Here is a 13,484-nt window from a genome sequence, read left to right as displayed (position 1 = left end):
ATAAAGAATGGCAAATAATAGCTTTGCTAAAATATCTGCTTTAACGATAATAAACAGATAGCTTTCTTGGAACTGATTTTGATGAAATTTTATTTTGTTTTTTTATTTCAAGATGGTGAGTGTTTTACTGTATTTTAGATTTTATCAAAAGATCTAAAATATTATGAAAGTAATTTTTATATAAATATCTTTTCATTGTATGATAATTTTTTGAGATAATATCTTCTAAAGTATTACACTTAATTAATTCAAATCATTGATGATAGGGTATTAGGAGAAGTTTTTTATTTATTCAAATTTCTTTGTTAGCTATCTAGCATTTTTAATATAGAAATTGTGTACATTAGCTTATATATTAGTGTGCAATTTCTTGTTTTTTTGTTGTGGTTGAAGAGATGATGCGGTTATAGATTTCGTATACTGTATCTTATTTGTGCTGTGTTTTATTAAAACGTTTTAATTGTTTAATCTTAAAAGTTATTCTCATTTTGTTGTATTTTTATTTTTCGGTGGTGAGATAAATTGAATAGTATATCTCTTCAAAATTCGCATTTTTTCACGTTTTTTTAAGATTGGTTTTTCGGCATTTTGTAATTACAGTTTTCAGCGGGTTTTGAGATGCCTTCTTTAAAGGGATTGTTATCCTAAATGGTATTTTAAAACTTTGTGTTCTTTCTTTACATAAAACACAAAACATATTATTAAATTCTGTAATTTATCATAAAAAATAAAATAATTTTGTTTATTTTATTCTTGTTGTGTTTAATTTGTGGTTTATTTTTTTTGCCAGCATTTTTTGTTTTTGTTGAAAAAAGAAAGTTTTAAAAAACAATGATAGTCAAGGTATCTAACAATCACTTGCATTCGTGCGTTTTTACAGCAGCTATTTTTTCTTTTTTGTTAAATATAAATATTGAGGCACATTCTCATTCATATACATCACTGTCATGTGACAAAAACAAATTACCTTATGAATGCAGTGATGGTTCAAAGCATACAATTAGTAATAAAGTATATAAATTCACGGCACCTGTTAAAGAGAAGAATGGGGAGGGTAGTTCTCTCATGTTACCTGCTGCTATAGTAGTGCAGGAGCCAAATACAGTTATTCAGGCAATGCGTGTAGAGGTTGAAGCTACTGCAGGTATAGAAGATATTTATGGTGTTTTTGTATCACAAGGGGGAAAAATTGTTTTGAGCGATTCAGCTTTTAAAAATGTATCAATAGGTCTTAAAGCTGATAGTGGAATGATTGAGGTTAATCGTGGAACAATTGAGGCTTCTCAGATTGCTGCTTATGCAGAGAAGCGAGGAGCATCTGTTACGTTAACGAATACAAAAATTAAAGTGGAAGGTTTGGGTATCGGTCAAGAGAGTGCTCTTTTCGTTAGGGCTGATGCGGGTATTCAGATGAAAAGTGGATTTATTGATGTGAATGATGCTGCTGCGCTTTATGTGGAGAGAGGGGGGAGTGCGATTTTAAATGGTGTCACCATTACTTCAAAATATCAAAAAACGGAAGACAATAAAAATGAAAAAATTGCACATACAGTTTTCAATGTAAAACATCAGGGCTCTGTTTATTTAAAAAATACGAATATTATTTCTACGGATGTTCATGTTTTAACAGTTGGACAAGATTCTAACACGCCATCCAATAACGGCAGGGAAGGAAATATTTTAATTTCGCGGGTTAATATTGAAGATTCAACAATTAAAGCAATAGGTAACAAACATGGTATGTATTTTGAGAGGGATGGGAAAAATGATGCGTATGAACAGGGACTTGTCTTTTTGAAAAGGACGATTTTTGAGGTTCCAGATGGAACAGCCGTTCATAGTAATAACAGTCGTAGTTATATTGGAGTAACAGAAGGTACAAAAATTTTTGGTGACTTATTATTAACAGCTGAAAAAGGGGGGAGTGTAGCGATTTTGGCTGATTCTTCTTCATTGATAGGAGGGACTCGTGTTGCCGATGATTCTATTGCTGAGCTTTATTTGACAGGGGGATCAAAATGGTTTTTGACAAAAAGAAGAGGGATAGATTTGCAAGTTGCAAACCGTACAAGTTCGTCTATTTCATTTGTGAAAGTTTCTGATAGTTTTATTGCTTTTGAGACTCCAATGTTTCAGGAGTATCAGACACTTTATATTGGGAATGGAGAAAAAGAAGTTTATAGTGCGCAAGATAGGGCAGATATTTATCTCAATACATATTTCAGTAGTGATGGTTTGCTCGATAATAAAAAGACTGATCGGCTTTTGATACATGGTGATGTTTCTGGAAAAACGACAGTTTATGTGCAATTTGTTGTAGGAAATCAGGGTGAGATAGCAACCAGTGAAAATGCTCATAGTATTTCACTTATTCAGGTTTCTGGAAAAGCGGCAGAAGATTCTTTTCAGTTAAATCGTGCTTATATTGCATTAGAGGGGTTGCCTTACCAATATTATCTTCATGCTTATGGTCCAGATTCTACTCTTGGAAATGCACAAATTTCTCAAAGATTGGTTGAAGGAAATGGAGATTTTTGGGATTTTCGCCTTGAACGTAAGTATATTCAGCCTTCTTTGGGAATGTCTGTTATCCCTCATTCTGAGTTAAAGGTCAGAGAGGTTGTTCCACAAGTTCCAACCTATCTTTTGTTACCAAATGCTTTGTTTCATATTGAACTCATGGATATCAGTAATCAACAAAAAGAATTGCAAGTTATGCAGTCTATTCCTCGCAAATTATTAAAAGTTGAAGGGAATTTTGCTTTATCTGTCCACGGTTATGGTGGGAGTTATCGTTATGTTTCAGATCTTTCTACACTTAAATATGGGTACGATGGTAATGTTGATTATAACGCTATAAAAACAAACATTTTGCTCAAAACAATAGAGAACGCATATAGTACAACATCTTTTGGGATTATGGGAACCTATGGAAAGCTTTCCTTAAAACCTCGTAACGTGGAACAAAGCCAAAAGAGTACGTTTAATAAATGGTCATTTACGACATACGGTAGTGTGAAACGCAACACTGGTTTTTATGTACATGGTCTTTTATCTTATGGTTTGTTTAAAGGGGATGTGCTTACCCATGCTTGGGGGAAGACGGCGACATTAAAAGCAAATCCTTTGAACGTTTCGTTTTCTGCTGGTAAAGTGTTTATGATAGGACATGAAGGTCTTATTTTTGATCCGCAGATTCAGCTTATTTATCAACATCTTCAATTTGATAAGTTTCGTGATATTGATGGATTTGATGTTGAGATGAAAAAAATGAGTCAATGGTTGATGCGTATTGGTGGGCGTTTAAATAAAACATTTTCAGAATCTGAAAAGGATCATATTATTTGTTTTTATGGTAATATTCATCTTTCTAATCGTTTTGGTAAAAAACAATTTGTTCACTTTAAAGATGTTTTCCAGTTGGGTTCTTTTGGTTCTTCTTTAGAAACAGGTTTGGGTATTAATGCGCAGTTTTCTTCTAAAGTTACACTTTACAGTGATCTTAGCTATCAGCATAGGTTAACCAAGGCTGGTTTTTCTGGAGTTCATTTTTCTGGTGGTTTGCGCTATCATTTTTAATAAATCGTTTTAAAAATAATGAATGTGCTTTTTAAAGTTTTGTTTTATTGTCGGGGTCAAAAGCATTGATGGTGCAGAATTTTAATCACTTCTTTTAATAATGGTATCATGAGTTTTAATAAGTATAAAAGGATCACGTTGATTTATTTTTTATCTGGTTGATAGGGATGCTTAAATGCTTCAAAAAAATTGACAATAAGACTGTAAATCTATTTGTGTTATTTTGGCTATAAATATTTGGGATGTATTCGTCATAAGCTTTTTTAAATAGTAGCATTATTATCCTATCATGCTGTAAAGTACTGTCATTTGAGGTCGCTGATATCAATTATGAAAGGCAGGGAGATATTGGTTGCTGATTAAGAGCTTTTGCTGTTAAGCAAAGGAGGGGATTTGTAAAATATACAGCTCTATCGTTTCGTGGATGATGCGCATTTTTCTGCTTTAAAATTTTGCAAAAAGCGTTTTTGAAGTTGTTTGTATCGTTTGAATTGTTGTCGGTGGATAATAAGAAAAGTGGTAAAGCGTGAACACTTTTACCATCAAATTCAATATCTTCCGTTCTTATAAGAATAAATCCTTTAAAAAAATTGGTCTAATGGCTGTATTGAATATATAAACAAGATCATGTCTTATTTGTTAAATAGATATGAAATATAAGTTTTAAATCAAAGTGGGGGAGGTAAGATCTTTTTTTCTTCTTTGAGACGTGGGGAGAAGAGGTTGAGCGTATCAAAAAAGTCGTTTAGAAGTTTTTATTATTGTTTCCAATACAGAAACATTGAAGAGCTTTTATTAAAATGGGGTGTAAAAGTAGATTATATTTTCCTGAATTCCTGTTTTTTGAAATATGCATCTTTAATGGAAAAATGTTTGCAAAGTTTTAGGCAATCTCATTGTGACTTCGTTTGTATATCGATAAGATTTATATCAAAGTTGAGCGTCAGTAGAAATATCTTTATCGGACTATTGATAAACATGGTGTTTCCATATGATGCTTAAGGTGTCATCGAGCCATTTATGGTAATTGTGTGCTTCTTCGTTTGAGTTATGAACAGAGAAAATAAAACCAGGATATCCGCCAAATGCTGGTGGAGGTAGTGAAATATGATTGGTTTCAAAGAAAATGATAGTTCTGGCGGTTTGAGGATGCTGTGCAACCTTATCTAGACCTGAAAATTCAGAAAACCGTCCATAACCATGAAGAGGAATAATGTAATTTGCAGCCACTTTTTTAGCTGGGAGTATATCGGGAAGGTCTAAGTTTTTTTCAGCTAAAGCGGCATTCATACATAGTTTTGCAAATGAAATCCCTGTACCTTGCTCAACAATAAAATGGGAGACACCCGATCCACCTATACGAGCGCCTATCTCAATGACATAAGGTAAATTATTAGCATCTAGGCGTAGCTCTACATGGGCAGCCCCCATATTTATACCAAGAGCTTTAACTCCAGAGCATGCAGCCTCACATAAAGCAATAATTAAAGGATCATCTATATCACAGCGTTGACGATAAATTGTTTCTTCAAACCATGGTCCCTCAGGCTGTCCCTTGTCTCCAACGGATAGAACGTGTACACCTGTTGTATCAACAAAGCATTCTACGACAAACTCTTTTCCTGGCAAATACTGTTCTACGACTAAACCTACAGGTTTATTTTTATCATTAAAACGTGCCATGTCTTTATGCTGAACATTCCATACGGCTTTAATGAGATTAGAAAGTTCAGCGGGATTTTTAGCTAACATGACGCCTGTACTTGCCCATCCAGAGACGGGTTTAATAACGAGCGGATAGTCTAAGGCATGTACTTGTGATAGGTCTTCTGGATTATCTATATAAAGGAATCCTGGTGTTCTTAAGCCTGCTTTAGCAAAAGCTTGACGCATGAGATATTTATTTCTGGTTAATGCTGCTACTTCTGGTTCAATACTTGGAGTATTGATTTTTTTTGCAGCCAAAGCTGTCCATAGAATGGCTTCTTCGCGAAGGGTCATAACCCCAGCAATATTGCGTTCTTTTGCTCCTGTTGCAAAAGTGTCTAAAGCTGCCTCTGGGTTATCAAAAACAGGAAGTTGCCAAGTTGAAGTGACTGCTGCGGGGTGTTGAGAGGGAGCGCTTTCAGCGGTATCATAGATCATTACTAATTCGATATTAGCTGCTTGTGCTGCTTCAAATATAAATGGTAGTTTTGCATTGCGCTGGCAAACTAACGCGAGTTTTTTCATTTTGTTTCCTCATTAAATTTGGAATTTTGGACACGACGTTTCTGTTGCCATGTAGATACCTTTGATGCATCTATAAATAAGAGTGTCATCCCTATAACAACTACAATCATAGCAATTATTTTGATAATATTGAGAGAAGGGCTCGAGCCGATTATCCATTCACATGCAACCACTGCAAAAGGGGATAATACGCCGATAGTATTGGCGTATAATACGCCTCCTTCGGCTAAAACTTTTTGATATAATACGTAAACTGGTGCCGAGCAAACAGTTCCTAAAATCAATATTTTAAATATATCTTCTAACTTAAGATATAAGAGTGGGGCAGGATCAAAAATAAATAATGGCATAAATGATGCTGCAGAAATTGTCGTGATCCAAGCCAATGAGGTGAGCAAAGGTAAATTTTTAAGATAACGTTTAGACAATAAGCCATAAGCAGAATAAGAAAGTGCTGCTGTTAAGGCAAGAGCTATTCCTATTAGGCTGTATCCACCTTCTCCACTGTTTATATTGAATGCCACAGCTGCTACACTGACAATTATCACTCCACTAAGCTTCAGCCATGAGAATTTAAGGACATTTGTCAATGCACCTAATATATAAGTAATTCCTGGAATAGTAGCGAGCACCATGGTTAAATCACTGGCTTTGAGCGATTTTAATGCACCAAAGCTGCATACAAAATACAGGGAGAATCCTAACACTGAGAGAATTAAAAAAGAAGGTATCATGGAAAGCAATGGTAGGGATCTGAAAACAGCTTTCTCACGAAATATTGCAATCAGCCATAAGGTGGCAGCGGTGGCAAACAACCTAAGTCCAACCGCATGCAAGACGGGTATATTGCTAACCAAATTCTTAGATAATAACCAACTTATGGAAAACAATGCTAGAATGGCAAAAGTAAATAATAGTAATCGTCCTTTTATAAAACTCAATGATTTAATCCTCTAATCACTCGCTGTGCATAAGATGATGTTGAAAAATTAAATCGTGACTGTGAAGTTTGCGGCTTACCAAGATTATTTTGGATATAATCCCTAGCTCCTGCCAAATAAGCGTCATCATCTAATGCTTCAAGTGCTTCTATATCTGCTATCATCAATATTATTACTTTTTCAAGACGCTCCAAATCAAATTGAAGATAACCTTGATTTGTTTCAATCAATGCTTTGTTCCGCGTCAATATTTCAAAAAGCAAGATCCCTGTACCAGCATCGAATGTCATATGCTGATCAGAATCTTGTGGATAACGAAATATGCGTTCTAATAGGACAAATTCAGTTATTTCTTTCCAAAATTTTGGATGATTTTGTAGCATAATACGCACTGTAATTAAATCAACTTTAGTTTCTTCTAGAAGACCTGTAAACCAATTTAATTTTATATACAGATTTTTATCTAATGGCCGCGGTCCGGTATGATGTGCATAGTCATGATAATAGCCCCACAAACAGCGAGCATCGTAAATGTCTTCTTTAGATAAGTTACGACTATGCAATTGACCGAACAGGAATTTACTATCTCGACCGAGTAAACGTTCAGCTTCCACAATTGTTTGCTTGTTGTAAATATCAAAGAATTTACTGAAAAAAAACAAAGCAAATGCTTGCTTATCAATTTTTTGAGCAGCCGCTACAGATTCTGGGAATAGAACAATGCAATTGCCTTCTAAAAAACCTCTTGATGCTATTCCCATTTTTATACATTGAAATGGTGATACATAATTATTTGTATATTTTGAGGCGTCAGCAAGATAGGCCGTTTCATGACGATATCCTGTAACTAATTCCAGCCGGAATCCTTCTGGATCAGGTCCATTTGTTGCACGCATTGGAGCCAAGAAAAACAAGGGCGCATCTGGTAATGGGGCTTTGAAAGCAGCCAAAGTGTTATCAAATTGAGGAGGGGTCGTTAAACCGCTGATCATCCACTGATGAAGATCATCAGAAATGGTCGCTAAAAGTTTTGGAGATAATCCGTCAAGAATATTGGCATGGTGGTTCAGCAGAGTGATCAATTCATTGATCATATTATTATCTGCTGAAGTTGGTTCTTTAATGCTTCCATCTCGTTCTTGGCGCATACGGAATTTGTCAACTAAGTTAACAATGGAAAGAAGCGCTTCAGATTTTTTCATGATGAGTTGACTTTAGTGAGTGGAGCAAAAAGGCCATTGGCACTTGTCCAAAATTTTCGACAATACTCAGCCTATAGCGATTTGCCGCAACCGATGTTGTGATACAAGCATCGGCTCTTTCAGCCTTACAAAGAACGGCTGCATCAGCATTGCTGTTGGCAAATACTTTGTCATATTGATGAGCTACCAGAGATTGCGGGGCAGGATGAGTCGCTACGGTTTTAATTTCATCAATGTTATTGCGTTTAGCTAAAACCATAGAGTGAGTAGGCATGATAAAGCTGTCAAATAATTGCATATCACCTAAACGGGTGAATATGAGTGTATGCAAATCAGGGTAAGCAGCACAGCTTAAGAGATATCCATCCTTTTTCTGAGCAAGTTCATTAAATGCTTCTTCAAGAGTTGCGTATAAGATAATACGTGATTCTAAATCAGTGGAAGAAATATTTTGATTGTGATTGTCAAGCCACCACTGTGCTGCAGCTGTGTAAGTTAGTATCTGCAGGGCCAAGTGTATAGATAAAAGTATTATTCTCAGATTGTATGATCTCTATTCTTTTAATTATGTGCCTAAATTTAAACTAGTGCAATATGTAGAGTATATCAAGAACAATACGTTAAGTAATTTAGTGCTTTACAAAATATATGTATATGTGAAAACAAATTTGCGATAAATTTTGTCTTTTCATTATTCTATCATGCCGTAAAACAGCGTCGTTTAGGGGAGTAATTGAGCAGAAAAATTCTATGCAGGGTATTTATTGGATATGTTAGACGAATGATTGGAATGGTTAAGCGAAGGTGAATGACACGTAAACCGTACTGCTCTATCATTTTTTGGATGAGAAGCGTTTTTGAATCTGTTCATATTGATAATACTATTATAGGTGAATAATAAGCAAATTGGTAAGGCGTGAACATCTTTGCTATAAAACTCAATATATTTAATTATCTTAATTAAGATAATACTTTTAAAAATTGCTTTACTATTATGATTGTATTGAATATATAAAAGGCAATCATCATTGTCTTGTTTGTAAAAGAAACATGAAATATAACTCTTAAATTTTAGAGTGGGGGGTGGTAAAGTCTTTTTTCTTCTTTGGAATCGTTAAGAAGGTCAGATTAAACCTTATTGAAGCTACAGAACCTAAAGAAACAGTCGTTTTTTTGAAAAGATCAGAGGTAAACAATATGCGTGAGATTTTGGATCATTTTGATATGCCATTGAATAAGAAGAGTTCTGTTCAAAAGATTCAAAATCTTACATGCCAATCACATCCAAAACGGTTTTATAAGCAAGTGAAGATTGCGTGTGAGGAGGTCGGCTTTACGATTTTGTTGGATGGACGTCCCGTAAAAACGCCCGCAAGGCGTCATTTTCATGTGCCAACAGAAGTGTTTGCTAAGTACGTTGCTCAGGAATTTGAGAACCAAAAGCACGTTGTTGATCCTGCAAAAATGCCGATGACGCGTTTGGTTAATACTGTTATTGATGGTATTGCTGATGATATGCAGGTGGTTTTTGAAGATTTATTGCGTTTCGTTGCATGTGATATGATCTTTTATCGTGCACAGACTCCTAAAGAGTTGGTGCAAAAACAATCTGAGCAATGGGATCCTTTATTAGATTGGGCAGAAAAAAAACTGGGTGCAAGGTTTTATTTGACAGAAGGGCTGATGCATGTGGAACAATCACCAGAAGCACTTCAAGCTGTGAGTCATTATTTACGTAGCGTTGAGTCTCCTTATATGCTTGCTGCTCTTCATATGATGACAACCTTAACGGGATCTGCTCTTATTGCTCTTGCTGTTGCTGCGGGAAACATTGATGCTGATCATGCTTGGTCTATTGCCCATTTAGATGAAGATTGGATGATGGAACAATGGGGAATAGATAAAGAAACAATGGTGCGTCGTGCTCATAAAAAAGTTGAATTTAAGGCTGCTGCTACAATTGCTACAACTTGTTTATAGGGGTTAAATTTTTTATTTACGTGCATTCTTTTTGCTCAGAGTATTTTGGTGACTTTTTGAGGATTGGTTTTTACTTTTTCAAGTCCAGGAAATAGTTCATTGGTTATGTTTAAGAGCGCTTCGTCATTCCCACGGATAAAATACCATTGGTTATCGTGAAATAGGGCAATAATTTCAGTTTGAATAGAGCATTTTTTTCCAGCATTTGTTGTGGTTACAAGTTCCACGGGTATAACAAAATAAGGGGTGCCATTATCAAGTATACCTTCACGTTTTTGTTTTTGGTCAATGTTTATTGTTTCAATCTTGTAACTTTCTGCCAACCGTTCTATTTGGCTTTTCATGATTTGTCGAAATTGTGATTGACTAAGATTTTTTTTGGCGGTTAAGCGGTTGATGATTTGGGGAGGAATAGCATTTAAGATGGCATTTGCATCGGCATTTTTAAGTGCTTTACTATAAGCGGATGTCGCTTTTTCAAGGGCAGTGAGTTTTTGATTGGTTATTGTATGTGCTTGAGTTGTTGATGTGATAAAGACAATGCATAAAAGAACGGGAACGAGAAAACAAATTCGCGGCATTAGAAACCTTGTTAATTCATTTGAAGAGATTCAACACATTATAAAGGAAAAGCAGATGAGCAAAAGCCTCTTGCGCTTTTGCATGAGAAGAATATCCACAAAAATGGAGGCTTTTGCCTCCATTTTAAAAATCAAAAGAATGCGTATTGATTGTTTAAACAGAATAGTACATATCAAATTCAACAGGATGGGGTGTTGTTTCGTAGCGCAAGACTTCTTGCATCTTTACTTGAATGAAGGAATTAATCTGATCATCGTCAAAAACGTCGCCGGCTTTAAGAAAGCCACGATCTTTATCAAGTGCTTCAAGCGCTTCACGCAGACTTCCTGAAACAGTAGGGATTTCTTTGAGTTCTTTTAAGGGAAGATCATAAAGATCTTTATCCATAGCATGTCCGGGATGAATTTTGTTTTTGATGCCATCAAGACCAGCCATTAAAAGGGCTGCAAATGCCAAATAGGGATTTGCTGTTGGGTCTGGAAAACGAATTTCTACGCGTTTTGAATTTGGTGAGGAGCTCATTGGAATACGGCAAGATGCAGAACGATTACGTGCTGAATAGGCAAGAAGAACAGGAGCTTCATAACCAGGAACCAAACGTTTATAGGAGTTTGTGGATGGGTTTGTAAAAGCATTGATTGCTTTTGCGTGCTTAATAACACCACCGATAAAAAATAAACAGGTTTCTGATAGTCCGGCATATTCATTTCCTGCAAAAATGGGTTTGCCATCTTTCCAAATGGAGATGTGGACATGCATTCCAGAACCGTTATCACCAAAAACTGGTTTTGGCATGAAGGTTGCTGTTTTCCCGTAACTGTTTGCTATTTGATGTACAACATATTTAAAAATTTGCATCTTGTCAGCCTCGCGAACGAGTGTATCAAAACGAATACCCAATTCATGTTGGCCTGCTGCTACTTCGTGATGGTGTTTTTCGACCTGTACGCCCATATCTTTGAGTGCTGTGAGCATTTCAGAACGCATATCTTGGCAGGAATCAATCGGCGGAACAGGAAGGTAGCCTCCCTTTATTCGTGGGCGATGCCCTAGATTGCCTGTTTCATATTCCGTATCATCATTGGAGGGAAGTTCACTTGAATCGAGTTTAAATCCTGTGTTGTAAGGATCCGTTTTATAGCGCACATCATCAAAGATAAAAAACTCTGCTTCTGGACCTACATTGATTGTATCTCCAATGCCTAAAGATTTCATATAAACCTCAGCCCTTTTGGCGATAGAACGAGGATCTCTACGATAAAATTCACCAGAGACAGGATCAAGTACATTACAAAATATGACCAAAGTAGATTGAGCAAAAAAAGGATCAATATGTGCTGTTTCTGGATCTGGCATTAAAACCATGTCAGATTCATTAATTGTTTTCCAACCAGCAATTGAAGAACCATCAAACATGACACCATCACTAAAAGTATCCTCGCTGATTTCTGCGATATCCATTGTAATATGATGCAATTTTCCTCGTGGATCAGTAAAACGTAAATCAACAAAACGGATTTCGTTGTTTGTAATCTGTTTGATAATATCTGATGCGGTTGTCATATTCAATTTCCTTAATATGGCGTTGAGGTGGATAAAAAAGTGAATTTTCTCGTTATTTATTAAAGGGCATCGATACCGGTTTCATCCGTGCCTATACGAATAGCATCATCAATGGAAAAGACAAATATTTTTCCATCTCCTATATGTTTGGTTTGAGCTGCTTTACGTATTGCATCAACAGTTTGTTCCAGTTTTTCATCGGACACAACAATTTCAATCTTTACTTTAGGTAGAAAGTCAACAACATATTTCGTGCCACGATAAAGTTCTGTATGTTCCCTTTGACGACCAAAACCTTTCGCTTCTGTTACTGTAATGCCATGTAACCCAATTTTTTGAAGCGCTTCTTTCACTTCATCAAGTTTGAAAGGTTTTATAATGGCTTCAATTTTTTTCATGCTGAAATTATCTCCAACGTTATTTTGTCTTTTTAGACTGCATCACATTATATTGACAACTGTAAGATGTCCAACAGATACTTTGTGCACAAAAAGTCGAAAATAATGACACTCTATGCCTTTTTAGGAGAGTTTCTTTTGTAGAATAAAGTCAAATACTGTTTTTTTGGAAAAAATCTTACAATTCTTGTACAAGAATTAAAATAATATAATAAAAAGAGTTTTGTTTCTTTTTTATTAGATAATACGCTGACTTATAAGGATAATTAGACGTTTTCTATACTGAGTAAAAAACTCTAATAGCGTAAGATTTTCTCATTTTAGATCTTTTTATCGTCAATCAATCAAAACGATACCTTTTTATATCATGAATAGTACGAGTGTGTGGATAAAAACATTTGAAAAAATAAAATGCTTTTTATGAAAGCTTTCGATAACTAAAGGTTTTGCAATATTAGGGAGTAGGGGGAGACAAATATTGGAAAAGAGTGTGGTGATGCCGATTATGCTCCTTCATAAACGTAAAGATGATGGTATACAATAATGGATTTATCATTATAGCATTAGGTTCCGTCGTGAAATGGGCTTGAGAGCGTTGAGGAATATTTCTTTAAAACAGATGTGTGAATTGGTAACGCAAATATATTTTGTTTGGGGCGTTTTGTCTCTTCGTGAGGAATGTGATTCCATTAAGGAACGCGATAAACAAAAGCGTGAAGCAATAGGCAATCTTCATTATAAGATACTGCTGCGGATGCCTTTGAAAATCGTAAAGATAAATTAAAAGGAGATGTAAGGATAGAAACTTATTTATACCCTTAAAGCTTCGTATTCTTTCCAAATTGGGCTGTTTGGTCGTTTCAGATATTAAAAAAACAGAGAATAAATACGCAATTATGCGCGCGTTCCTATTGGAAATACGAAAACTGAAACAGCTTATAAAGCGCTAAATTATTTCAGCCTTTGCTTTAAACATGTTGCACCACTGGAATTAGGTGTTGGTATTT

Annotated in this window: 9 protein-coding genes; 2 read left to right on the top strand and 7 right to left on the bottom strand. The window is 35.4% G+C overall.

The window, feature by feature from the left end; genetic code table 11:
• Positions 1–831: 831 nt before the first annotated feature.
• Entirely contained in the window at positions 832–3,579 is a 2,748-nt protein-coding gene (locus ACFINF_RS04695; protein WP_375619879.1) for an autotransporter outer membrane beta-barrel domain-containing protein, read from the top strand.
• Positions 3,580–4,545: 966 nt separating this feature from the next.
• Here ACFINF_RS04695 and ACFINF_RS04690 read toward each other — a convergent pair.
• The 4 genes from ACFINF_RS04690 to ACFINF_RS04675 all read right to left on the bottom strand — a co-directional run bounded on the left by ACFINF_RS04690 (position 4,546) and on the right by ACFINF_RS04675 (position 8,468).
• Positions 4,546–5,811, bottom strand: coding sequence for an acetyl-CoA carboxylase biotin carboxylase subunit family protein (locus ACFINF_RS04690; RefSeq protein WP_375619878.1), 1,266 nt, complete (start codon positions 5,809–5,811; stop codon positions 4,546–4,548).
• Entirely contained in the window at positions 5,808–6,668 is an 861-nt protein-coding gene (locus ACFINF_RS04685) for a DMT family transporter (protein WP_375619915.1), read from the bottom strand. Before ACFINF_RS04685 ends, ACFINF_RS04690 begins: the two co-directional genes overlap by 4 nt.
• Positions 6,669–6,748: 80 nt before the next feature.
• Positions 6,749–7,954: a DUF6421 family protein gene (locus ACFINF_RS04680; RefSeq protein ID WP_375619877.1), complete on the bottom strand. Its 1,206-nt coding sequence runs from the start codon at positions 7,952–7,954 to the stop codon at positions 6,749–6,751.
• Complete coding sequence (locus tag ACFINF_RS04675; RefSeq protein ID WP_375619876.1) at positions 7,941–8,468, bottom strand: prephenate dehydratase domain-containing protein; 528 nt, start codon at positions 8,466–8,468, stop codon at positions 7,941–7,943. Before ACFINF_RS04675 ends, ACFINF_RS04680 begins: the two co-directional genes overlap by 14 nt.
• 683 nt (positions 8,469–9,151) lie before the next feature.
• On the opposite strand from ACFINF_RS04675, the gene ACFINF_RS04670 reads away from it, so the two are divergent.
• On the top strand, positions 9,152–9,934 hold the full coding sequence (locus ACFINF_RS04670) for an ATP12 family chaperone protein (protein WP_375619875.1): 783 nt from the start codon (positions 9,152–9,154) through the stop codon (positions 9,932–9,934).
• A 35-nt stretch (positions 9,935–9,969) separates the two neighbouring features.
• Here ACFINF_RS04670 and ACFINF_RS04665 read toward each other — a convergent pair whose 3' ends face one another.
• The 3 genes from ACFINF_RS04665 to ACFINF_RS04655 form a co-directional block, all read right to left on the bottom strand.
• Positions 9,970–10,515, bottom strand: a complete 546-nt coding sequence (locus tag ACFINF_RS04665) for a hypothetical protein (RefSeq protein ID WP_375619874.1) — start codon at positions 10,513–10,515, stop codon at positions 9,970–9,972.
• Between the two features lie 154 nt (positions 10,516–10,669).
• The gene (gene glnA / locus ACFINF_RS04660; protein WP_375619873.1) at positions 10,670–12,079 is read right to left on the bottom strand and encodes a type I glutamate--ammonia ligase; all 1,410 of its coding nucleotides are present in this window, start codon (positions 12,077–12,079) and stop codon (positions 10,670–10,672) included.
• A 59-nt stretch (positions 12,080–12,138) separates the two neighbouring features.
• Positions 12,139–12,477: a P-II family nitrogen regulator gene (locus ACFINF_RS04655; protein WP_015856528.1), complete on the bottom strand. Its 339-nt coding sequence runs from the start codon at positions 12,475–12,477 to the stop codon at positions 12,139–12,141.
• Positions 12,478–13,484: the final 1,007 nt, after the last annotated feature.

This window comes from Bartonella sp. TS25HLJMH (assembly GCF_042193505.1).
Classification (GTDB): Bacteria; Pseudomonadota; Alphaproteobacteria; order Rhizobiales; family Rhizobiaceae; genus Bartonella; species Bartonella grahamii.
This window is presented reverse-complemented; position numbering and strand designations above follow the sequence as displayed.